The organism is Kribbella sp. (genome assembly GCF_035655035.1).
GTDB lineage: Bacteria > Actinomycetota > Actinomycetes > Propionibacteriales > Kribbellaceae > Kribbella.
The window spans coordinates 1-21928 of sequence record NZ_DASRVN010000369.1 but is presented as its reverse complement, the minus strand read 5'-3'; the positions used below and the strand labels follow the sequence as shown (position 1 = coordinate 21928).

Below are 21928 nucleotides of genomic sequence, written 5' to 3'. Positions count from 1 at the left end.
CCCCGGTTCCTGGCCTCATTTAGAGAGCTTGCTTTGTTAGCCCGGTCACGGGGCTAGCACGGGACATTTACAGTGACTGAGCCTGTCAGCGAGATGTCTGTACAAACGCTGGGGCCGAGAAAAACGCTATTCAGACTGCGCTCGGAGAAGCCTTGGAGCAACGCCGAAGGACGCGGGTTCGATTCCCGCCACCTCCACCCCTCGAGAAGCGCCTGGCCGGTCCACCGGCCAGGCGCTTCGTCGTTCCACAACCTCAAACGCCGCGCAGCACGTCCTCGAAGCCCGAGATCAGACCTTCGTCGGGGAACCGGCGGTGCAGCTCTTGGTCGAGCTCGGCGCCGATCATGCGCAGGTGCACCTTGCTTTGCCGGCCGTCCTTCAGGCCTTCCACGCCGAGGCCTACCGCCTGTTCCAGGTCGCCGTCGCGGCCGGCGACAAACGCGAGGGTGAGGCGGCTCTCGGAGATCCGCATCGGGCTGAGTTCGGTGCCGTCGGGTGCTGTGTTGTCCGCGATCACGGCGCCGGCGTACTCGGTGGCCCGCTCGTTGTCGCCGCCGATCCGGTGGACGTCCATCGAGTAGTAGTCCCACTTCGACGGGTCGACCATGAAGTGGTTGTCCGGACGATCGGGGTACGGCAGGTGGTGGAGCAGTTCGCGCCCTGCTTCGAGCAGGCCGTTTAGCGCGGACTCGCCCAGCCGTGCTTTCGCCTTTGCCTCCTGCGCCATCAGTTGCACTGTGACGCTCGAGTTCGGTGCGGCTGCCTGTCCCTTGAGGGAGGCGTGTACGGCGCGCTTGAACTGGCCTTGCGTCAAGGCGAACCAAGCAGTCATTTCGTGGGCCCAGCCAATGATGTCCGGGTTGCCCGACTCGACGCCCAGTTGCAGTGCCGCAACCCGGGTCGACTCCGCGGCGGTCGCCAGCCCGAGGTCGTACTCGACACACCCGGCCAGCAACGCGAGCCATCCACCGGCGGTCAAAAGCTCCTTGTGGGCTCTCAACCCGACTGGACGGCGGAGCAGTACGCCGACGTGCTGGAGCCACTCGTGGGCCTCCTGGCGTAGCTCGAGCGCATCGCGGCGGTTGTACTGGCAGCACAGCTCCTCGATGGTTGAATGCAGCGTCGCCAGGGTCGTTGCGGTGGTGTCCGACGCCTGCAGCTTCGCCGCCAGTTCGGCCGTCTGCCAAGGAGTGTCGTTCAGCTTCGCCGCGGCGTCTTGCCGAGCGGCGGCGATCAGTTCCCCTTTGGCTCGCAGCGCCTTGTCCACAGCGGACGCAACGTCCTCGGTCGCGACCTTCCGGCCGTTCTCGACGTTCGACAGGTAGGAGCGGCTGTAGTTCGTAGCCCGCGCCAGATCCCCCAGCGACCAGCCGCGGTGGTCCCGGTACTCGCGCAGCCGACTCCCGAACGACACGCCCCAAGTGTTACCCACGGTCTGTATCCCTGCCTCCCTGAGTGACGGGATACGCGGGAATGATCCCGTTCGGGTCTAGATCAGGTGATGCTTCCACCATGAACGAGACCACACGCGGCGTGGAGAGCGCCGGCCGGTGGCCCGATCTCAAGGCTGCGCCTGGAAGAGGTCCTGCCCGCCCGGGCGGGAGGGAGTGGTGACGCTGAGCGGAAGCTGAGCGTCGGGGGGGCGGGGTTGGTAAGTCAGGGTTGCCTCATCTAACCTCCGAGCTGTATTTGCTTGCTCAATCAGCTCGGAGTGTCCCTGTGTCCAGCTCTCAGATCGCCGTACTCGGCGCCATCGCGGGTCTCACGATCTACCTCGGTCTGCCGATCGGACGCTTGCGGGCACCCGCGCCGCGGCTCAAAGCAGGGCTGAACGCGGTGGCGATCGGGATCCTGCTCTTCCTGCTCTGGGACGTCCTCGCGCACGCCTGGGAACCGATCGACCAGGCGCTGGCCGCCAAACACTGGGGGACTACGCTCGGTAATGGCGTCGTACTCGCGGTCAGCCTCGGGATCGGGCTGCTCGGACTGGTGTACTACGACCGCTGGGCCGCCCGCCGCCGCGAGGCCCGGGCGAGCATCGGCCCGGGCGCTGCCGCCACCGGGGACCCTGCACTGGGACCGCGAACGAAGTCCGCGGCAGCGGGCCTGGCCGCGATGATCGCCACCGGGATCGGCCTACACAACTTCGCCGAGGGCCTCGCCATCGGCAACTCGGCCGCCAGCGGCGAGATGTCGCTGGCCGTACTGCTGATCATCGGCTTCGCACTGCACAACGCGACCGAAGGCTTCGGCATCGTCGCACCGCTGGCCGCGGCCGGCGAACGCCCGTCCTGGAAATCGCTCGCCCTGCTGGGCCTGATCGGCGGCGGCCCGACCTTCATCGGAACCCTGGTCGGTCAGCGGTTCGTCAGCGACACCTTGTCGGTCGCGTTCCTCGGACTCGCCGCCGGCTCGATCCTGTACGTCGTCATCGAACTGCTCGCCGTCGCCCGCAGGGCCGGCCTCAAGGAACTCACCACCTGGTGCATCCTCCTCGGCCTGCTGGCTGGCTTCGCCACCGACGCAATCGTCACCGCCGCCGGAGCCTGACCCGCCAACTAGCGAAGCTCCTCAAGCTCAACCCTGACCAAGAACGGCTCGGTCGCGGCAAAGGTGCCCCCGACCACTTCGGCATCGAGGTAGCCGAACTTGCCGCCGAGGTGGCAGGCGAGCAGGGAGACCGGATCCTCCAGGTCGACGATCCAGTAGTGCGGGATGCCGGCGTCGGCGTACTCGGCCCGCTTGACCACGTTGTCCGTACGGCGTGAGCCGGGCGAGACGATCTCCATCACGACGACGATCTCCGACGCCCGGATCAACCCGCCCTCGGCGCGGACCCGGGGGCGGGCCGAGCGCCGTACGACGATGACATCGGGCCGCCGGGAGAACCCGGGCTGGTCGGGCGGCACGAGTTCGAGATCGACGTCCACATCGGTGATGACCTCGAGATCCTGCGGCAGTTGCGGCATCAACTGCAGCGCGATCCGCAGCGCGGCCATATTGTGGTCCGGGCTGGGGCTCGGCGACATCACAAGGTTGCCCTCCATGAGCTCGGACCGGCCGGTGTCGTCCTCGCCGAGTGCCGCGAACTCGGCAACGGTGAGCAGATGGGCGGGCGGCAGCGGGACAGCTGTCATTGTCTCCTCCTCATCTCCGGCGACCATTCTTCCATGCGTTCGCAGCTTCGCTGCCTATCTGAGCCCACGGGCCTTGCGGTTACGGTTGGTAGTGTCCTGGGGGTGTTGGGGTCGAGGGTTGATTCGCGGATGGATCATTTGGTGTTGGGGACGCCGGATCTTCGGGGGACCGTGGAGGAGTTTGCGGCGGCTACCGGGGTGCGGCCGGTGGGTGGTGGGCGGCATGTGGAGTTGGGGACCCGGAATCAGCTGGTGGCGTTGGGGCCGGCGTCGTACCTGGAGATCGTGGGGCCGGATGTGGAGAATCCGCGGCCGTTGGGCTCGGCGCCGTTCGGGGTGGATCGGTTGGTGCGGCCGCGGCTGGTGACGTGGTGTGTGCGGCCCGCGGAGATCGGTGAGGCGGTGTGGGCGGCGCGGACGGTGGGGGTGGATTTCGGGGCGGTGCGTACCGTCGGGCGGGTCACCCCGGCCGGTATGGCGTTGAGTTGGCAGGTCGCGGCGCTCGATCCGCCGCCGTACGACGGGATCGTGCCGTTCCTGATCGACTGGGGTACGACGCGGCATCCGGCGACGACGGGTGCGCCGACGGTGGAACTGCTGAGCTTCCACGCGACGCATCCGAAGCCGGCGGAGGTCACCGCGGTGACGGATGCGCTCGGGGTCAGCTTGATCGTTACATCAGGTCCGGCGGGGCTGGAGGCGACCGTGGCCGGGCCTGCGGGTGCCTATCTGCTTCGGTGATGTCTGTCTCGCGCAGAACCGTTCGTCGGTGGGTAAACGGACGAAAGGATGCGGGCATGCTGCGAGAGGTCAACGGGGTCGAGTTGTGGGTGGAGACGTTCGGGGAGCCGACGGATCCGCCGGTGTTGCTGATCGGGCTGAGCTGGCCGGATGAGCTGTGTGCGCAGCTGACCGGGCGGTACGTCGTGCGCTACGACCTGCGCGACACCGGCCGTTCGACGTACGTCGATCCTGATGCGCCGAAGTACAACCTCCGGGATCTGGTCACCGATGCCGCGGAGCTGATCAGCAGCCCTACCCATGTAGTCGGTATGGGCGTCGGCGGGTTCATCGCTCAGCTGCTCGCCCTCGATCACGAGGTCGCCTCGCTGACGTTGGTCTCGACGCGGTCGGTCGCGCCCGGGCCGGTGGATCCGGATCTGGAGGATCACGATTCGGCGGTGATGGGGCAGCTGTTCGGGCGGCCCGCGCCGGACTGGACCGATCGCGACAGTGTGGTCGACTACATGACCGGGTCCGCAAGACTGCTGGCCGGGTCGGAAGGCTTCGACGAGGAGGACGCGCGGACGGCGGCGGGGCGGGTGTTCGACCGGTCGGGGAAGTCGGCGGCGGCGCAGCGCGCGAGTCATCTCGGGACGACGTTCGCGGCCATCGACTGCCGACCGCGCTGGCGCGAGCGGCTCCCGAGCATCACGGCCAAGACTCTGGTGATTCACGGTGCCGAGGACCCGTTCTTCCCACATCAGAACGGCGAAGCGCTCGCTGCCGAGATCCCGCACGCCACCCTCCTCACGCTGCCAGGCATCGGCCAAGGCCTCCCACGCAGGAGCTGGCCGACTGTGGTGCCGGCGCTCCTAGACCACACCGCCTGAATGGCGTAGCCGTTCTCGGTCGGGTGGGGGATGTTGTGACAGCGCGTGGTCGGGACGCTGGGGGGTATGGGTGAGGGGGCGGTTACCGGGCTGGGGCATGCCGGGTTGCGGGTTGACGCGGACGGCGTGCGGGTGCTGGCGGATCCGTGGTTGTCGACGGGTGGGGCGTTCCTGGGGTCCTGGTTCCCGTTTCCGGACAACTCGCATCTGCTGACGCCGGAGCTGGTGGACGTCGACGTGGTGGTGGTGTCGCACGAGCATCTGGATCACCTGGATCTCGAACTGATCGCAGGCCTTCCGGACACGGTGCCGGTGGTCGTACCGCGGTATCCGTCGACGATCATGCAGCGCCGCCTGAAGGCGATCGGGCGGACGCGGATCGTCGTACTCGACGCCTGGGAGCGGTACCCGCTGAACGCGCGCGACTGGCTGACCGTGATCCCCGAGCAGTGCCCGATGAGCCACGACGCCGCCGTACTGCTGAAGGTCGGCGAGCGCAGCATCCTGCACACCAACGACGCCCGGATCTCGCTGGCCCAGGCGCGCCGGGCGATGACGGAGGTCGGCGGGCGGCTCGACGTGATGGGCGTGCAGATGTCGGGCGCGAGCTGGCACCCGGTGCGGTACGAGTACGACGAGGCGGAGCGGGAGCGGATCTCGACGATCAAGCGGGTCGGCAAGTTCAAGGCCGTCACCCGGCTGGTCCGGCAGGTGCAGCCGCGGCTGGTGATGCCGTACGCCGGTCCACCGTGCTTCCTCGACGACGACCTGTTCGAGCTGAACAGCGGCCTCCGGCCGGGCGGGATCTTCCCCGACCAGGACGAGGCGCTCAGCTGGCTCGCGGACCGGATCCCGGACCAGCGTGGAGCCTGTCTGCTGCCGGGGGACCGGATCCGGCTCGACGACCTGGAGGTCGTCCGGGACCCGCACTGGAAGGACTTCGCGCTGGACGCCGGCCCGGCGGAGCGGCGGCGGTACCTGACCGCGTACGCCGAACGCCGCCGCCCGGCCATCGACGCCGCCTGGGCCGCGAACCCCGTGTCGCGGCCCGGGCTGGCCCATCGCTTCAAGTCGCACGTGGAGTCGCTCGGCACGCTGTCGGAGTACTTCCTGGCCCGGATCGGGATGACCTTGCGCTTCGACGTTTCCGGGCCGTACGGCGGTGTCTGGGACGCGCACATCGGACCGGACCGGGTCGTCGTCGACCTGGATGGCGGGACCGGGCACGCCGACTACACGCTGACGATGGACGGCCGCTGGCTCGACGGCGTGGTGTCCGGGCGGACCCGCTGGGAGGAGCTGCTGCTCTCTCTGCGGTTCACGGCCCGCCGGCAGCCCGACCGGTACAACGACTACCTGGTGGGCCTGCTGAAGCACGCGGACCGGGCCGCGCTGCGGGCCGTCGAGCGGTTCGAGGCGGCGCGCGACCCGCAGGAGACCACCCAGATCGTTGTCGAGGGCAAACAGTTGCGGGTGAGCAGGTACTGCCCGCACGCCGGCGAGGACCTGGCCGAGACCGGCGTCGTGGTGAACGGCGTACTGCGGTGTCTCGGCCACAACTTCGAGTTCGACCTGACCGACGGCAGCTGCCTCAATGCCCGCTGTGATCCGGTTCTGGTGCAGCAAGAGGCAGTCTGACCGGCTGCTGCAGGTCCGCCAGCCCGACCACGAACAGTCCCGTCACCAGCACGTAGTACAACGTACGGCGGATCGTCGGCCGGTCCAGGTACTCCCGATCGGCGGCCACCCGCAGTGGCACGAGTACCTCGAGGTACCAGCGCTCCACGTCCGTCCAGGCAGCCGGCGGTACGGCGGAACGCTCGCGGTACCGCAGCTGCGCCGGACCGGTCAGACCGGGCCGCGCCATCAGGACCGGCCGGCACGCGTCCGGATAGCGCGCCGCCAGAATCGCGCTCTCCGGACGCGGACCGACCAGCGTCATCTGCCCGCGAACCACGTGCCACAGCTGCGGCAGCTCGTCGATCGCGGTCCGCCGCAGAAAGGCGCCGAACCAGGTGATCCGGTCGTCCGCGGCCGCCGTGACTTGGGGGCCGGAGGCAACCGTCCGCATGGTGCGGAACTTGTACAGCGTGAACGGCCGCCCGTTCTCACCCACCCGCGCCTGCCGGAACAGCACCGGCCGGCTGCTGGTGACGAGCACCAGGACGGCGACGATCGCCAGCAGCGGAGCCGCCAGCACCAGCAGCAGCCCGCCGACCAGTACGTCCAGCAGTCGCCTGCCCGGACCGACCTGTGCTGACATGGTTCTCTCCTAACCGGTGCCGGCGGCAACGAAAACCGCGGTGAACACCTGGGCGGCGAGATCGCACTCGTGGCCGAAGGCGTTGAGGTCGGTGGGCATCATCGACGGCGTCATGTGGGTGATCAGCCGGACCCCGATCCGGCGCTGGGCCAGCAGCGAGGTCCACAGCGCGTTCGTGCTGAGATCCGGAGCCAGCAGGCTGAAGACCTTGCCCTGGTAGTGCTGCCGCCAGGTCCAGATGTCCACCGCCTGCGCTCCGGCCGTGACGGGTGTCGTGATGTAGGTGGCCGTGTCGGTCGCGGCCTGGGTCGCGTCTCCTTGGTAGCCGTCGGCGGCAGCGAGAGCTTTGCGGGACTGGAGCGTCGTCAGCCCTTCCCATCCCTGGGCGCGGACGCGGTTCCAGATCTCGGTCTGCGCGGCCTGCTGGGTGAGTCCCCAGCTCGCGTAGGTACCCGGGCTGAGCAACCCGGTGCTGAGGTCCAGCCGGTCGATCAGGTGCGCCCGCAGGTAGCCCTCGACCGCGGCGGCGCTGGCCGCCGGATACTTCAGCCGGACCCGCTGCGCGCACCCCTGCTGGTTGCCGCCCCGCCACGGCAGACAACCGAGCTCCGGTACGACGGCGTCCACCAGCAGCTGCTTGCCCGGGGCAACTTGTGCCAGGCTGGTCCGCGCCTGCCGGAGGAAGTCGGTGGCCTGCTTGACCGAGGTCAGCCCGTCGCCGTACCCGATCTCGTCGGAGACCTTGAACCCCGCCGTCCCCGGCACCGCGGCCAGCTGCCCGAGCCGGGCGATCGCGCCCTGGAACGCGGCCGGCCCGTCGAGCCAGCGCTTCACCAGGTCGGCCTCCCACCAGATCGCGACGCCGCGGCGGTGCAGCGCGGTCGCGAGGGCGACGTACCGGTCGCCGGGAAGGACTGCCTGGACGGTGCCGGGCGTCGACGTACCGGGCGGCGCCTGCGTGGAGGTGGTCGGCGCCGTGGCCGACGGCCCACCGCCCGGAGTGGGCGGCGACTGCCCGCTCGGGGTACCACCCGAACACCCGGCCAGTACCAGCAGGAGACCGATCGCGATCGCTTTCTTCATGGTGTTCCCTCCCCGACGGCCACGGTGGTACGACGGCGCGCGGCCGGCGCGCTCAGCCGCAGCAGCAGGCCGATCAGCAGGGCATCGGTGGACAGGTATGTCACGGTCGACGCCACCGCAGCGCCCATAGCTCCATGGTGGGGTATCAGCGTGATGTCGAGCACGACCGTGATGACGAGCCCGGCGCCGAGGACGATCGAGTTGAGCCCGGGACTGCCGCGACCGTAGAGGTACCCGCTCGCGACCCCCGAGGCCCCGGCCAGGACCATGCCCGCGATCAGTACTTGGGCCGGTGCCACGGCCGATCCGAACGAGGCGCCGTACAGCAGCCGCATGACCGGCCCGGCGAGCAGCGCAACGGGTATTGCGGCCACCATGACCCCGGCCAGCGTCGGCCGGATCAGCCGGCGCGCGACCTCGGCGGCCCGTTGCCGGTCGAGTTTCGCCAGCCGCGGGTAGAACACCCAGGTCAGCGCGGTACCGGGCAGCCGCAGCAGTTCGGCGTACTTCGAGGCGACCGCGTAGCCGCCGAGGACGGCCGGACCGGCGAGCGCGCCGAGGATCGCGACGTCCAGCCGCAGGTTGAGCAGCGTGATCAGACCGCCCACCTGACCGCGCAGTCCGTACGACGCCACGCTCCGGGCGAGGTCCTTGTCCGGCCGTCCCCACCAGCTGGCGACACCGAGGCGGCGCCAGCCGAGCCGGCGGCCGACCCGGCGCCAGGCGTCGGCCGCGACCACCAGGTCGGCGAGTCCGAGGCCGAGGATGATCGCGCCGATGCCGTGGATGCCGACCACGAGCGGCAGCACGAAGCAGGGCAGGAACGCGAGCTCCTCGGCGGCGATCACCACGTCACCGCCACGCCGGTCCTCGAGCCCTTGCAGAGCGGTCTTGCCCAGCGTCAGCAGGAGCTGGCTCGCGACGGTCCCTCCCGCGGCTGCGATCAGCCAGGGCGCCTCGTGCGGGAAGAAGACCTTCGCGAGCAGCGGTGACGCGGCGATCCAGAGCGCCGTACCCGCGACCGCTCCGGCGGCGCCGATCGCCATCAGCGTCGGCCAGAGCCGGGGCAGGTCCCGCCGGGGTACGGCGAGGAAGTACGCCAGCGCTCCGGGCAGGCCGAGCACGCACAGTACGCCGACCAGGCCGGGCAGCATCCGGAGCAGCGCGTACTCGCCGACCGCCGACGGTCCACCGGTCCGGGCGACCAGGACCGTGGCCAGGGTCAACCCGAGTACCGCGAGCAGCCGGGCCGAGCAGTTGGACAGGACGTACCGGATCATGACGTCTCCTCACGCTGGTCCTGCATCGCGAGCACCAGCGCCGCGACCAGGCCGAGCCAGGTCCACAGGTGCCGGAAGTGCAGGACCTCGTAGAACCCGGCGGCGGTCGCCATCACCGGACCGATGATGGCCAGCAGCCACGGTCTGGGGACCAGTTCGGCGTACGCCTTCGGCAGGTTCCCGAAGACCAGCCGCAGGCAGCGCGCGAACATCGCGACGCCGAACAGCAGCAGGCCGATCGCGCCGATCACCCCGCGTTCCAGCAGCGTGGCGAGGTAGTCGTTGTGCGCTTCCTTGACGTACGGCGCCTGCGTGGCCTCCAGCGTGGCCTTCGTCCGGGCCGGTCCGTAGCCGGCGGCGTCGCCCTGCAGGTAGAGGTTCGCGCCCTCGCTGACGATCGTCGCGCGTTCGCTGCTGGAGCTGCCGCTGCGGGCGACCGAGTCGCGGAGCAGCGGGATGCTGCCGGCCGCCTGCTCGCGGAGCGAGGTGAGGTCGACGCGCGGCATCACGAAACCGGCGATCAGGCCGCCGAGCAGCGCGGCGCTCGCCAGCACGGCAACACCCGCGACGGCGCCCCGGCGGCGGTAGGCGGTCACCACGACGGACAGCAGTACGCCGATCATCAGCGTCAGCATCGCGCCGTTCGAGCCGGTGAAACCGATCGCGATCAGCACCAGGACGTACGCGATCCGGCGGACACCCGGGGAGCGCGGATGCTTGCACGCGGCGATCACGAACAGCGACACGACCAGGTAGTTGCCGGCCAGGTTCGGGTCGCCGAAGGTGTACGGCGCCCGGACGCCGTTCAGCGCGGTGACCCCGGTGATCGCGTTGATGCCGGCCAGGTACGCGAGCACCATGACGCCGGAGTACACGGCGGCCGTCCGGCACCAGGCCACCGTGACGGCGCGGACGATCGCGGGGTTGTGCCGGCCGAGGGCGAGCGTCATGCCCCACAGGAACAGCAGCAGGTCCTGAATCAGCACCAGCCCGGTGGCCGCCGGCGCGACCGAGATGTACGCCGCGAACGCTCCGCCGAGCATCATCCCGCCGACGCCGGCGGCGTACGGCAGCCGGATCGGCAAGTGCTCGCGGCCGGCCCAGAGCAGGCCGAGGACGATGCACAGCACGATGCCCGCGTCGGCGATGCCGGTGTTTCCCGGGCCGGCCGGCCGCAGGAAGGGCAGCAGACAGGTCGTCAGACCCATCATCGCCACGAGCATGTCGCCGCGCGGCAGGCCCGGCCAGCCGACGATGCCGACGGGCTCGGTGGTGCGCGTCATCGTCACAGGACCCCAACTCCCTCGGCGACATCGGTCAACGGCCAGTACGGGAGCGCCGCCAGCAGTTCCAGGTGGTGCGCGGCGAAGTCGTCGTCGTTCGCGGTCGCGGCGATCTCGCCGAGCCCGGCCAGCGCGGCGCCGTACCAGAGGATCGTCGGCAGGCCGAGGTGGTCGAGGCCGGTCCGCAGGTACAGCCGGACCAGGTCGGGGAGCCAGCCCGGTTCGAGCAGGCCGTACCTGATGCCCGCCCCGAATCCGGTACGCCGCAGCCCGCGGTGTCCGTGCACCTCACGGCCGGGCCGGGTGTGGCGGTCGAGGTACAGGCAGTAGCTGAGCGCGAACCGGACCAGGTCACGCAGCGGCGAGCCGGTACGGGCGCCGTTCTCCCAGTCGACGACCCCGGAGATCCGGCCGTCGTCGACGAGCAGGTTCCCGAACCAGTAATCGCCGTGCACGACCGTCGCGGCGACCCGGTGGCTGCGCAGTTGCCGGTCCGCGGCCGCGAGCCTGACCTGCGCGGCCTCGAGCTTCGGGTGTCCCGCCCAGCGCGCGCGGACCGCGCCGGACACCTCGCCCGCCCAGGTGATCCGGGAGCGTGGACCGGCGGTCGCCAGCTGCAGCTGCCGAAGCCAGCCTCCGGCCAGCGCGAAGTCCTGCGCCACCGCTCGCGGCCGGGACGTGTGCAGCCAGCGGTGGTACCCGACGCTCATCGGGACGCCACGCAGTACCGTCGTGACAACTGCCGGCAAGCCGTCGCTGTCGAGCGTCTCCAGGTAGCGCGGAACGGTTGTGCCGAACTCGCCGAGGTCCACGTCGCCGAGCGCGACCAGCATCCGTGTCTCGCGGGAGATCGCACCGGCGGCCGCGACCGTGACGGGGATCTTGATCGCCACCGGTCCGGCCGGACCGTCGATGTAGGTACCGGCAGGCGGGGTCACGATGAAGGTCCGCTTGGCGTCCGGATCCTTCGACGTCGCGATCAGCACACCGCGGCTGCCGGGCGCGAACAACAGGTCGTGGACCGACCGCGCACGGGGCTGGAACGCCTTCGGTGCTTCGGTCATCGCCGCCTCCCGACCACCACACGTGCCGGCGCGAGCGCTCCGGTCCACCGCCACGGCGCCCGCCGCGCGAGCCCGAGCAGGGCGGACGCCGGGACGGCGAACGCCAGCCCCGGAGGCACCGTGGCGACCGCGGTCCAGAAGTACCGGACCGCTTCCTCGACGTCGTCGACGACCACCATCGGCCGCTCGAGGGTCGGCAGTACGACGAACTCCCGCTCGAGTACGACACCTAGTTCCCGTGCGGTACGACGGAGCCGCCGCCTGCTCCACGGCCGCTGGTCCACCAGCACCACTGGTCCGTCGAGCGGCAGTTCGACCGGGCCGTCGCGCAGGTCGATCTCGACCGTGCCGGGTGGGCACAGCTGCAGCCAGGGCGCGATCGGTCGCGTGGATTCGCGGGAGGCGACGCGCCCGACGGGCCGCGTCTGCTCGCCCGGGGCGACGTGTTCGACGGGACTCGTCATGACGTCACCAGCTCCGTCCGGCGTCGGCCGGAGTACACCTGGTCGAGGACCGCGGCCAGGCTCTCCGCGTTGTATGTGCTGCCGGCGGTCGCCTGCCCGCGAAGGGCCATCCGTTGGGCCTTCCCACGATCGTCGAGCAGATCGTCGATCGCCTCGGCCAGCAGCCGCGGACGGCCGGGCGGTACCAGCAGACCGCTCTCGCCGGGGATCACCAGATCGGGCACGGAGTTGACCGCGGTCGCCACCACCGGGAGGCCGCAACGCATCGCCTCGACGACAGCGCACGGCAGCCCCTCGTACCGGCTGGCCATCGCGAACACGTCGAACGCGGGCAGCAGTTGCGGTACGTCGGACCGCTCGCCCACGAACCGGAACCGCTCCGTGAGCCCAGCGCGCCGGACCAGCTCCCGCGCCTCGCGCTCGCCCGGCCCGGAGCCGATCCAGAGCGCGACGGCATCGGTGTGCCGCAGTACGGCGATCGCCGCGATCAGGTGTTCCGGGGCCTTCTGGTAATCGATCCGGCCGACGGTGCCGATCAACGGGGTGGTCGCGTCGACCCCGAGCTCGGCCCGGGCCGCCGCCCGTGAGCTGTCGGTCCGCGGAACGGTGACCGCGTCGACCACCGGGGTGATCGTGCGCAGCGTGCTCGGGGTCGCGAGCCCGAGCCGCAGGGCCTCGGTCGCGACGCCGGTCCCGATCGCGAGCACGTCGTCGGTGATCCGCGCCAGCCGCCGCTCGATCGCGATGTACGCCGTACGCCGTACCGGGTTCTGGAACTGGTGGAACGGGAAGCCGTGGTACGTGTGCACGATCCGCGGCACCCGGGCGCGATGCGCGGCGAGCCGGCCGAGCGCGCCCGCCTTCGCGCTGTGGGTGTGCACCACGTCGTACCCGCCCGCGGCGCACAACGTGGTCAGCCGCCGCAGCGCGCGCCGGTCGTCGTTCGGAGACAGCGGCGCGACCAGGGTCGGCTCGATCAGCACGCGCATCCCGGCGGCGGCCGCGCGATCGGTCAGTGGGCCGCCTTGCCCGGTGATGATCGTGACCTGGTAGCGATCGGGATCGAGCGGCAGCACGCCGCGCAGGGCGACCCCGCCGGCGCCGGCGATGAACCGGGTGACGATCTGCGCTACCTGGATCTTCATCAGCCGACCCGTCCAGTTCGGATCGCGGCCAGCGGCCGGCGGAGCAACTCGGCCAGACCGGCACCGGGCTCGCGGTCGAGCAGCAGTTCGACGGCAGGCAACCGCGCGCTCAGCCGCCCGGCAACCTCCGTGATCGGCGGATGCACCGGCCCGCACCCGGTCGCCGTCGCGACCACCGCCGCGATCGACCAGAACCGCCGGAGCTCACCGGCCGCGTACGTCCCGGCGACGAGCCGCCGCGCAGCCGTTGCCGGACTCAGCTCGCGCAACTCGGGCTCCTCCTGATTCCCGCGCCGCAGTACGACGATCAGCTCCGGAGGCAACGACCTGACCCGGTGCGTCCAGGCTTGCTCGCGCCGCCCGTGCATCGCCCGGCGGCCGGTGCCGTCCAGCAGCCGCAGCGGTTCGGCCACGCCGTACGCGGCCACCCCGTCGCAGACCGCCAGGTTGTCGCACGTCGCCCGCGAACCGTCGGCCATCGCCCGCGCGACCAGCGTGGACTTGCCCACGCCGCCCGGCCCGGCCAGCAGGACCACGACACCGCCGACCTCGACGATCGACACGTGCAGCGGTACGAATCCCTGCTGCAGCGCGAACCACAGCGCCGGGTAATGCAGCAGCACCTGGCTGTTCAGCGCGCGCTGTCGCGCCGGAAGCAGCCAGGCGGCGGCGTTCTCCCGGTACGACGGCCGCGGCCGGCTGGCGACCCGGAGCCCGTCCTCATCGATCGACCACCGCTGGTCGAAGCCGGAGCCGCCGACGTTCCGCAGTACGACCTCACCGCCGGGCGTCGCCCAGACGCCGCGGGTGATCAGCTCCGCGCCGCGGATACCGAACGGCTGCCGGGTTTGCTCGACCGACAGGACCACGTTCGGCGGGTCCGCGGCCGCGAGCCCGGGCCGCTCCGGTCCACCCGCATCGGCGAGGAGCGTCCGTACGACGCGCTCCGACCCGTGCACCGCGACCCGCTGGCCCGCGGTGTGCAGGAGAGCTGTGTGCGGGAGGCCGGCGCTCACCGCGACCTGCCGAACCGGCGCTGCGCCGGACCGTTCACGATGCCCAGCACCGGCCACCGGACTGCCTTCAGTACGTCGTCCAAGTCGTCCAGGCGGCGCAACAGCACCGTGCCGCTGGACACCACGACCACCCCGGCCGTCATCTCGTCCTCGGGCGTGACCGCCGACAGACCGGTGAATCGCACGTCGTTGAAGCCGGACAGGCCGCTGTCGTCGAGGTCGAAGACCGGGCTGCCGTCGTCCCGACCGGCGGGCTGCTTCGACGGTTGCGGCGACATACCGGACAGCGCGAACAGCAGCGTGCTCACGGTGTCCTTGTCGCCCTCGTCGGCACCCATCAGTACGACCGCGTCGACACCTTGCCGGCGGGCGGCCAGCGCCATCGTGTTGCGGAGTGAGCCGATCTCCTCGGTCGACTTGCCCAGCACCGGAGCCTGCAGCAGCCGGGCCAGGGCGCGGATGCCGTTGACGCGGGGGCGGAACGTCTCCAGCACGGTCGCCGCGGTCAGACCGAGGACGAGACCAAGCAGCAGCGCCAGCGCGAGCTCCGGGAGGATCGAGCTCGGTTCCTGCCGGATGTCGGGCTGGTCGCTCACCAGCACGACCTGGTCGCGGGTCGCGTTGTTCGCCACCAGCGTCGCCCGTTGGCCGCTGAGTTCGCTCAGCAGTTGGTTGGCGGACTGGATCTGGACGCCGAGGTCGGCGCGGGCGGTGACGTCGGCGATGCCGCGCAGCTGGGCGACCAGCTTGTCGCGGCGCGCGGTCGCGTCGTCGATCTGGCTGGTCAGCGCGGCCACGGTGCTCCGGTACGTCGACTGGTCGCCCTGGTTCATGAACAGCGCGACCCGCGGCGCGAGCTCGCTGACGATCCGGCCGGCCGCGCCCGCGTCGTTGTCGGTGACGCTGAGCTCGACGACCGAGGAGCCGCCGATCCGCTGGGCGGACACGTTGTTCGTCGCGTACAGGTCGACGTCCCGCACGGCCTTGGCAGCCTGCAGCGCCGTACTGAGCAGGCTGGAGGTGGTCGCGACCGCGAGCACCCGGCTGTTCATGCCCTCGGCCTCGGTTGCCGACTTCGGCGCGCCGGCGATCACCTGCAGCCGGATCGAGGCGATGCTCGGATCCGGCCGGCGGGCCAGCAGGACCGCCGCGCCGGCGATCGGTATCAGTACGCACACCAGGATCAGCGCGAGGTGCGCCCGGACGATCCGGCGGAACATTTCTTCGAGGGTCATGATTGCGTCCTTCGTCCGAACTTGTTCGTCACAGCCCGACCAGCACGGTCTTGGTCGCGGTCGAGGACTGCCCGATGGTGTCGGTCACGGTGACCTTCACCGTGTAGAGCCCGATCGAGCTGTAGGTGCAACTTGTGGTCGCACTGGTCTGCGGCGGCTTCGTCGTCCCGTTGCCGCAGCTGAACGTGTAGGTCGCGATCGGCGTCTTGTCGACGTCGGTCGACTTCGCGGCATCCACCTGGACAGACTGCTTCGACTTGATCGTGGTCTTGTTCAGCGTGAGTACCGCGGTCGGCGGCAGGTCGGCGAGGATCTTCACCTGGACAGTCGCCCGGCTGGTCAGACCGCCGGTGTCGGTCACCGTCACCGCCGCGGTGTAGGTGCCCGCGGTCGTGTAGGTGCAGTTGGTCGTCGCCGTCGTGATCGCGCCGGTCGTCGTACCGTTGCCGCAGTCGAAGCTGTAGCTTGCAAGGGGCCGGCCGTCGGCGTCCGAGGACGCGGAGGCGTCCAGGACGACTTGCTGCGGTACGTACGCCTGGCTGGGCGTCGCGGTGATCCGCGCGGTCGGGATGCCGTTCGGCTTCACCACGATCGGTGCACCGGTCCAGGTGCTGGTGGCACCTGTGCTGTCGGTGACGGTCACCGTCGGCGTGAAGGTACCCGCGGCGGTGTAATGACAGACACCGGTCGCCACTGTCAGCACTGTTCCGTCGCCACAGACGATCCGGTACGACGTGATCGGCGCCGGGCCGGCACTCGCCGACGCGTCGACGGTGACGTCCAGCGGCGCGAAACCACCTGTCGGCGTTACCGTCGCCGTCGCCACCAGCGCGGCGAACTCGTACGCTCCGAGGTCGGCGTAGACGACCGGGCCGGCGCCGGTGTTGGCGACTGCCGGGTCGTCGTACGGCTGGACGCCGTCGTGGTCGGCCGCGCTCCAGCCGGCCGGCGTGGTGTCGGCGGCGTCGATCGCCGGTGAGGTGCCGGCCAGGTGCAGGTCGCGCCCGGCCAGGTTGACGAACATCGGGTTCGCGGCCTTGCCCGCGGCTTCCTGCGCGCTGGCGGTCTGGAACGTCGCGAGGGTCGTGTAGTTCGTCGACGACCAGGCGAACAGGGTGCCGCCCGCGGCGGTCTGGAAGACCAGGTCGCGATCGAGCGTGGTACCCGACGTCGAGGTGGCGTCCACCCGGATCTCGCCGACCGTCCGGGTGCTGCCGACGGCGTTGTCCATCGTCACGTTGTCCCGGGCGAGCGCGCCGGTGGAGCCGCCCTCGAAGTTGATCCCGGCGGTGGCGTTGCCCACCACGGTGTTGCTGATCACCTGCGAACCGGGCGCCTGGAAGTCGTCGATCCCGTGGTCGCCGTTGTCGTAGACCACGTTCCGCCGGACCAGGGTCCCGGTCGCGCCGGTGTAGGACTCGATCCCGGAGTCGTCGTTGCTGTACGACAAGTTGCCGTCGACAACGGTGTTCTGGGCCGCCGAGGAGACGTCGATGCCGGTCGCGATCCGGGTCGAGAGCCGCTTGTTCCGGTACGTCGTCACGCCGGTCACGGTGTCGCGCGCGCCGCCCTGGACGCTGACGCCGTGGAAGTTGTTGTCGTGCGTGACCGAGGCCCGGAGAGTGCTGTCGGTGGTGTTGAAGAGCCGGACCCCGATGGACTGGTTCGCCGACGCCTGGATGCCGCTCAGCGTGACGTTGGCGGAGTTGTCGGCCGTCACGCCCTGGGCGCCGCACTGGGCGGTGTTGATGGTGTCGACCGACACCCGCTGCACGGTGTCGAGGTACACGCCGCTCAGGTTGGTCTGCTGGACCGCGAAGCCGCTGACGTTCACGTCGGAGACCTGGCGGAGCAGGATGCCGAAGCTCCGGGCGCCGGCGCTGACGGTGTGCCCGGTCGCCGGGTTGGTGCCGCCGGTGTCGACGTACAGCGTCGCCGTCGGGGTGTCGTAGTACCAGCTGCCGTTGGTGGTCGTCGTACTGCTCGTTGCCTTGGTCAACGGTTGCCCGTCCAGGAAGACCTGCGACGGTACGGGCGTGAACGCGTGCTTCCAGGCGGTGGTCGACGTCGTGGACCAGCCGGCCGCGTCGGACACGTCGTTCGTACCGACGATGGCGGCCGACGGAGAGGTCGCGCGGAGGGTGATCGGGGCGCCGGGCTGGCCGCTCGCGGTCAGTTGCACCTGCTCGCGGTACTGGCCCGCGCCGACCAGGATGGTGTCGCCGGCGAGCGCCTTCTTCGTGGCTGCGCCGATCGTGCAGAACGGCGTGGCCGTGCTGCCCGCGCCCGTGTCGCTGCAGGACGGGCTCGTCTGCTCGACGGAGTACGTCTGCAACTGCCGGCTGCTGACGATCTCTTGCGCCGTCGAGGTGTCGGTCAGGCCCGCGGTGTCGGTGACCGTCGTGGTGACCGTGAACGTACCGGCCGTCGCGTAGGTGTGGGTCGCCGTCGCGGCGGTCTGCGGACCGACCACGGTGCCGTCACCGAAGTCGAACGTGTACGACGCGATGCCGTCCACGTCGGCGTCGCTGGAACCGCTCGCGTCGACGGTCACCGGTGTCGCCGGCGGGATCGCCACGGCGCTCGGGTTGAGCACGGCGGCCGCGTGCGGCGGGTAGTCGGTGGCCCCCGCGACCGGCTGGAACTCCAGCGCCCCACGGTCCGCGTACGTCGGCGTCCCGGCGCCGGTGTCCGGCACGATCGGGTCGTCGGCGAGCGGGTTGCCGCCCTGGTCGGTGGTCACGAAGTTCGTCGCCGAGGAGTCGGCGGAGTCGACCGCGGCGGAGCCCGCCGTCAGCCGGAAGTCCCCACCGGCCGGGTTCACGAAGTCCGGGTCGACCGCCAGCCCGTGGGCCTCCTGCCCGGTCGCGGTGGCGAACGCGGTCAGCGAGTTGTAGATGACGCCGTTCACCTTGACCGCGGGCGCGGCCACGTGGTTGTAGGCCATCTCGCGGTCGGCGGTGAGACCGGAGTACGAACCGGCGTCGACGTACAGGTCGTACTCGGTGGCCGTCGTGCCGTTGTCGACGAGCAGATTGTTGACAACCGTCGCGCCGGTCGAGTTGCCCTCGATCGAGATGCCGTCGCGCCGGTTTCCGTACGCCGTGTTGTTCAGGTACTGCACACCGGTCGAGCTCAGCGTGTCGAAGCCGTGGTCGCCGTTGCCGTACGAGATGTTCCGCGCGACCAGGGCACGGTGGCTGCTGCTGTAGACCTGGATCCCGCTGTCCTGGTTCTGGTACGCGATGTTGCCGATCACCTGGTTGTCCGGCGAACTGGTGTCGACGTCGATCCCGTTCGCGGTGGCGTTCGGGTTCAGCGAGACGTTCGCGTACGTCGTGTTGCCGGTGAGTAGGTTCTTCGGCGAGGTGGCCAGCCCGATCCCGTGCAGGCCGTTGTCGTGACTGCTGGAGGCGGTGACGGTCACGCCGCTGGACGCGTTCAGCTTGATGCCGGTCGACAGCGCGTGGTCCACGGCCGCGGAGCGGATCGTGATCGAGCTGCTCGGGCAGGTGTCGACCAGGACGCCGTTCGCCGCCGACTGGGACGTGGTGACATGGTCGACGGTGATCGCGGACGACGAGAGCAGCCGGACGCCGGCCAGGTTCGCGCGGTCGGTCTCGAGGTTGCTGACGACAACGTTCTGCTTGCTGCTCGCGGTGACGCCGAACGACTGGGCGCCGGCCTCGACCTGGTGCCCGTCGCCCGGGTTCGCGCCGCCGAGGTCGACGTACAGCACCTTGGCGGTCGAGTCGTAGAACCAGCTGTTCGCGGTGGTCGTGGTCGCGGAGGTCGCGGCCGCGAGCCGCTGGCCGTCGACGAAGACCTGCTTCGGTGCCGACGGTGGCGCGTACGGCGTGGACCAGGCGTTGGTGCCGGTCGCGGTCCAGAGCGCTGCGCCGGCCAGGGACCGGGTGCCGAGCACGATCACGCCGGGGGCGTCGCCGGTGACCGTGATCGGGTCGGTGGCGGTGCCCGAGGCGTTGATCGTGACCTGCTCGCGATAGGTGCCCGGGGCAACGTGCACGGTGTCGCCGGGGTTGACCGCCTTCTTGGTGCCCTGCGAGATCGTGCAGAACGGCGCCGCCTGCGTGCCGGCGCCGGTGTCGCTGCACGCGACGGTGTTGTTCACCCAGTAGCCGGTGCCGACGGCGTTCGCCGTGGTGCTCGTCACGACCAGCACCACGGCCGCGGTCATGCTCATGACCGTGGCCGCCGCCAGACTCCGTAGCCGCTTGTTCATGTTCTCTCCCGAACCGTCAGTGCAGTACTGCGACAGGTCGCATCCGCGCCACCGGCCGGACCAGGCCGTGCCGGACGAGGACGTCGAGGGCCGCGTTCACACCGCGGTCGTCGAAGTGTTTGGCATCGGTGGGCGCGCCGTCGTCGTACCGGTAGCGCAGCGTCTTCCGTTGCAGTGGGTCGTCGCCCGAGATCCCGCGGGCCACCAGGTCGGACACCACGGTGCCGGCGCCGTGACAGGCGGAGTACAGGCTGGTCGCGGCGCGGTCGCCGGCCACGGCCAGGTAGCTCGAGGTGCGATGCGTACCGGGCAGCAGTACCGCCTGGCCGGTCTCGGCGAACGTCGTACCGGGCGTCATCATCGAGGCCGGGAAGGCGCGGCACGAGTTGTGCCGGTGCACGACGCCGGTCCGGTCGCCGACCGGTTCCTCGTAGATGCTGTTGTGCGGCGAGTCGACGACCAGCCGGCCGACGGCACCGCCGAACGAGTCCGCCGCGATCCGGCGCAGCGCGGCGTACGTCGCGGTCCGGAACGCGAACCCGTAGTTCATCGCGGCCGCGGTCGCGAGCATCAGCCGCTGTCCCTCGTCACTGGTCAGCGGGAGCGGCGTGCAGCCGGCGGTGAAGTACAGCCCGAGCCGGGCGCGCAGTTGCGCGAAGGACCGCGCCGAGCGGAGGTGGAACCACGGCTTCAGGGCGGCGTTCACGGCCTTGATCTGGGCCGGGTAGTCCTTGCGGCGGAAGAACAGCCGGCCGATCTCGCCGGTGAACACCCCGCCGCCGCCGTGGTACTGGATGGTCAGCTGCCCCTCGGTGACCCCGAGCTTTTCCGCCCGCTCGGGGTCGATGATCTCCTCGACCCGCTGGAGTTCGACGAAATGGTTGGACGGGCCAATGGTGCCGAACCGGTACCGGGCCAGCTGGAACGCGATCCCGGGCAGCTCGGCGCGCAGCCGGTCGAGGCCGCCGTACCGCTCGAGGTCGATCCGGCCGCCCTCCTCGATCCGCTCCAGGTCCGCGGCCGGGGCGTCCCAGCGCTCGACGCCGAACTCGGAGCCGGCGCCGACCGCCCGGAGCACCTCGCTGCGGCTGAGCTCGGCGGCGCCGCGGGTCGGGTACGGGTAGCGTTCCCGGACCGCCCGCATGAACACGTCGATCGCCTGCGCGTCCGGTACGTCGGAGTCGACCGCGATCAGGGCCATCCCGCAGTTCACCGACGAACTGGTCAGCTCCGGGCGGACGGTGCCGCGGGTCGCGACCGCGACGCTCGACGGCAGCTCCATCTTCGACTTGTGGTGGAAGTCCGGCAGCACCACCGGTGCCGCCGCCAGGTCCGCGCCCTCGACACGATGTCCGAGCGCCGCGATCGGCGCCCGGCCCGCGGGGAGCAGGGTGGGGTCATCGAAGACCGTCGGGGGGTTGATGACGGTACCGTCGAGGACGCGGACGTCCGGTGGCGGAGTGGCCTCAGTGGTCATGCTCTACTCGCAGTCTGCTCGTCGTCGGGCGGTACTCCGGGACCAGCCGGCACAGGTGCCGGAACACCTCGTCGGGGCGGTTGTGCGCGGCCGCGTCGTACAGCTCCCGCAGCCCGGCCCGGAAGCCCGCGGGCGGGTCGGGCGCGACCGTCATCGAGATCCGCGGGTGGTCGGTCGGGATGGCTTCCTCGCCGGCGCCGAACAGCTCCTCGGTGAGCTTCTCGCCGGGCCGCAGCCCGGTGTAGCGGACGTCGACGTCGCGCACGTTCAGCAGCCCGGCGAAGTTCCGGACCAGGTCCACGATCCGCACCGGTTCGCCCATGTCCAGTACGTACGTCGCGGAGCCCTGCGACATCCGGGCCGCCTCCAGGACCAGCCCGACCGCCTCCTCGATGGTCATGAAGAACCGGCTGATGTCGGGATGCGTGATGGTCACCGGGGTGCCGCTGGCGAGCTGGTCGCGGACCACGTGCAGCAGCGAACCGCGGCTGCCCAGCACGTTCCCGAACCGCACCGCGGTCAGTGTCGTGGCGGCCGGCTGCTGCGACTGCAGCACCAGCTCGGCCAGCCGTTTCGTTGCCCCGAGCACCGACGTCGGGTTCGCGGCCTTGTCGGTGGAGATCAG

18 protein-coding genes and 1 other RNA gene are annotated in these 21928 nt (G+C 70.5%); 5 read left to right on the top strand and 14 right to left on the bottom strand.

Annotated elements, in window-relative coordinates:
- Positions 1-200, top strand: a transfer-messenger RNA (tmRNA) gene (gene ssrA / locus VFF46_RS20715); the annotation flags it as partial.
- Between the two features lie 53 nt (positions 201-253).
- On the opposite strand, the gene VFF46_RS20710 is transcribed toward ssrA, so the two are convergent.
- The gene (locus VFF46_RS20710; RefSeq protein WP_325038815.1) at positions 254-1432 is read right to left on the bottom strand and encodes a helix-turn-helix transcriptional regulator; all 1179 of its coding nucleotides are present in this window, start codon (positions 1430-1432) and stop codon (positions 254-256) included.
- Positions 1433-1719: 287 nt separating this feature from the next.
- On the opposite strand from VFF46_RS20710, the gene VFF46_RS20705 reads away from it, so the two are divergent.
- Positions 1720-2550, top strand: coding sequence for a ZIP family metal transporter (locus VFF46_RS20705; RefSeq protein WP_325038814.1), 831 nt, complete (start codon positions 1720-1722; stop codon positions 2548-2550).
- Between the two features lie 8 nt (positions 2551-2558).
- Here VFF46_RS20705 and VFF46_RS20700 read toward each other — a convergent pair whose 3' ends face one another.
- Positions 2559-3137: a Uma2 family endonuclease gene (locus VFF46_RS20700; protein WP_325038813.1), complete on the bottom strand. Its 579-nt coding sequence runs from the start codon at positions 3135-3137 to the stop codon at positions 2559-2561.
- 129 nt (positions 3138-3266) lie between these two features.
- Here VFF46_RS20700 and VFF46_RS20695 point away from each other — a divergent pair, with 129 nt between their 5' ends.
- The 3 genes from VFF46_RS20695 (at position 3267) to VFF46_RS20685 (ending at position 6388) form a co-directional block, all read left to right on the top strand.
- Positions 3267-3878 (top strand): VOC family protein, encoded by a 612-nt coding sequence (locus tag VFF46_RS20695; RefSeq protein ID WP_325038812.1) that lies wholly within the window; start codon positions 3267-3269, stop codon positions 3876-3878.
- A gap of 56 nt (positions 3879-3934) precedes the next feature.
- Positions 3935-4750: an alpha/beta hydrolase gene (locus tag VFF46_RS20690; protein ID WP_325038811.1), complete on the top strand. Its 816-nt coding sequence runs from the start codon at positions 3935-3937 to the stop codon at positions 4748-4750.
- Between the two features lie 66 nt (positions 4751-4816).
- The gene (locus VFF46_RS20685; protein ID WP_325038810.1) at positions 4817-6388 is read left to right on the top strand and encodes an MBL fold metallo-hydrolase; all 1572 of its coding nucleotides are present in this window, start codon (positions 4817-4819) and stop codon (positions 6386-6388) included.
- On the opposite strand, the gene VFF46_RS20680 is transcribed toward VFF46_RS20685, so the two are convergent.
- From VFF46_RS20680 to VFF46_RS20625, 12 genes are all read right to left on the bottom strand, one after another.
- Positions 6342-7013 carry a sugar transferase gene (locus VFF46_RS20680; protein ID WP_325038809.1) on the bottom strand — a complete coding sequence of 224 codons (672 nt, stop codon included), beginning with the start codon at positions 7011-7013 and terminating at the stop codon, positions 6342-6344. The two genes, VFF46_RS20685 and VFF46_RS20680, sit on opposite strands and share 47 nt — an antisense overlap.
- Before the next feature lie 9 nt (positions 7014-7022).
- Positions 7023-8096, bottom strand: a complete 1074-nt coding sequence (locus tag VFF46_RS20675) for a hypothetical protein (protein ID WP_325038808.1) — start codon at positions 8094-8096, stop codon at positions 7023-7025.
- A complete protein-coding gene (locus VFF46_RS20670; RefSeq protein ID WP_325038807.1) occupies positions 8093-9376 on the bottom strand; it encodes a polysaccharide biosynthesis C-terminal domain-containing protein in 1284 nt (427 codons plus the stop codon). The genes VFF46_RS20675 and VFF46_RS20670 overlap by 4 nt, the downstream gene beginning before the upstream one ends.
- Positions 9373-10659 carry an O-antigen ligase family protein gene (locus VFF46_RS20665; protein ID WP_325038816.1) on the bottom strand — a complete coding sequence of 429 codons (1287 nt, stop codon included), beginning with the start codon at positions 10657-10659 and terminating at the stop codon, positions 9373-9375. The genes VFF46_RS20670 and VFF46_RS20665 overlap by 4 nt, the downstream gene beginning before the upstream one ends.
- Before the next feature lie 2 nt (positions 10660-10661).
- Positions 10662-11723 carry an aminoglycoside phosphotransferase family protein gene (locus VFF46_RS20660; protein WP_325038806.1) on the bottom strand — a complete coding sequence of 354 codons (1062 nt, stop codon included), beginning with the start codon at positions 11721-11723 and terminating at the stop codon, positions 10662-10664.
- Positions 11720-12187 (bottom strand): hypothetical protein, encoded by a 468-nt coding sequence (locus tag VFF46_RS20655; RefSeq protein WP_325038805.1) that lies wholly within the window; start codon positions 12185-12187, stop codon positions 11720-11722. Before VFF46_RS20655 ends, VFF46_RS20660 begins: the two co-directional genes overlap by 4 nt.
- On the bottom strand, positions 12184-13332 hold the full coding sequence (locus VFF46_RS20650) for a glycosyltransferase (RefSeq protein WP_325038804.1): 1149 nt from the start codon (positions 13330-13332) through the stop codon (positions 12184-12186). The genes VFF46_RS20655 and VFF46_RS20650 overlap by 4 nt, the downstream gene beginning before the upstream one ends.
- On the bottom strand, positions 13332-14348 hold the full coding sequence (locus VFF46_RS20645) for a hypothetical protein (protein ID WP_325038803.1): 1017 nt from the start codon (positions 14346-14348) through the stop codon (positions 13332-13334). The genes VFF46_RS20650 and VFF46_RS20645 overlap by 1 nt, the downstream gene beginning before the upstream one ends.
- Positions 14345-15583 (bottom strand): hypothetical protein, encoded by a 1239-nt coding sequence (locus VFF46_RS20640; RefSeq protein WP_325038802.1) that lies wholly within the window; start codon positions 15581-15583, stop codon positions 14345-14347. The genes VFF46_RS20645 and VFF46_RS20640 overlap by 4 nt, the downstream gene beginning before the upstream one ends.
- A 28-nt stretch (positions 15584-15611) precedes the next feature.
- Positions 15612-19826: a PKD domain-containing protein gene (locus tag VFF46_RS20635; protein ID WP_325038801.1), complete on the bottom strand. Its 4215-nt coding sequence runs from the start codon at positions 19824-19826 to the stop codon at positions 15612-15614.
- A gap of 16 nt (positions 19827-19842) precedes the next feature.
- Positions 19843-21303 (bottom strand): RtcB family protein, encoded by a 1461-nt coding sequence (locus VFF46_RS20630; protein ID WP_325038800.1) that lies wholly within the window; start codon positions 21301-21303, stop codon positions 19843-19845.
- A partial coding sequence (locus tag VFF46_RS20625) for a polysaccharide biosynthesis protein (protein WP_325038799.1) occupies positions 21293-21928 on the bottom strand: 636 nt, incomplete at its 5' end. The genes VFF46_RS20630 and VFF46_RS20625, both read right to left, overlap by 11 nt.

Excerpts from the sequence above, each read along its gene's own strand:
- VFF46_RS20700 (WP_325038813.1), bottom strand. The coding sequence starts at position 3,137 with ATGACAGCTGTCCCGCTGCCGCCCGCCCATCTGCTCACCGTTGCCGAG.
- VFF46_RS20695 (WP_325038812.1), top strand. The coding sequence starts at position 3,267 with ATGGATCATTTGGTGTTGGGGACGCCGGATCTTCGGGGGACCGTGGAG.
- VFF46_RS20690 (WP_325038811.1), top strand. The coding sequence starts at position 3,935 with ATGCTGCGAGAGGTCAACGGGGTCGAGTTGTGGGTGGAGACGTTCGGG.
- VFF46_RS20685 (WP_325038810.1), top strand. The coding sequence starts at position 4,817 with ATGGGTGAGGGGGCGGTTACCGGGCTGGGGCATGCCGGGTTGCGGGTT.
- VFF46_RS20680 (WP_325038809.1), bottom strand. The coding sequence starts at position 7,013 with ATGTCAGCACAGGTCGGTCCGGGCAGGCGACTGCTGGACGTACTGGTC.
- VFF46_RS20675 (WP_325038808.1), bottom strand. The coding sequence starts at position 8,096 with ATGAAGAAAGCGATCGCGATCGGTCTCCTGCTGGTACTGGCCGGGTGT.
- VFF46_RS20670 (WP_325038807.1), bottom strand. The coding sequence starts at position 9,376 with ATGATCCGGTACGTCCTGTCCAACTGCTCGGCCCGGCTGCTCGCGGTA.
- VFF46_RS20665 (WP_325038816.1), bottom strand. The coding sequence starts at position 10,659 with ATGACGCGCACCACCGAGCCCGTCGGCATCGTCGGCTGGCCGGGCCTG.
- VFF46_RS20660 (WP_325038806.1), bottom strand. The coding sequence starts at position 11,723 with ATGACCGAAGCACCGAAGGCGTTCCAGCCCCGTGCGCGGTCGGTCCAC.
- VFF46_RS20655 (WP_325038805.1), bottom strand. The coding sequence starts at position 12,187 with ATGACGAGTCCCGTCGAACACGTCGCCCCGGGCGAGCAGACGCGGCCC.
- VFF46_RS20650 (WP_325038804.1), bottom strand. The coding sequence starts at position 13,332 with ATGAAGATCCAGGTAGCGCAGATCGTCACCCGGTTCATCGCCGGCGCC.
- VFF46_RS20640 (WP_325038802.1), bottom strand. The coding sequence starts at position 15,583 with ATGACCCTCGAAGAAATGTTCCGCCGGATCGTCCGGGCGCACCTCGCG.
- VFF46_RS20635 (WP_325038801.1), bottom strand. The coding sequence starts at position 19,826 with ATGAACAAGCGGCTACGGAGTCTGGCGGCGGCCACGGTCATGAGCATG.
- VFF46_RS20630 (WP_325038800.1), bottom strand. The coding sequence starts at position 21,303 with ATGACCACTGAGGCCACTCCGCCACCGGACGTCCGCGTCCTCGACGGT.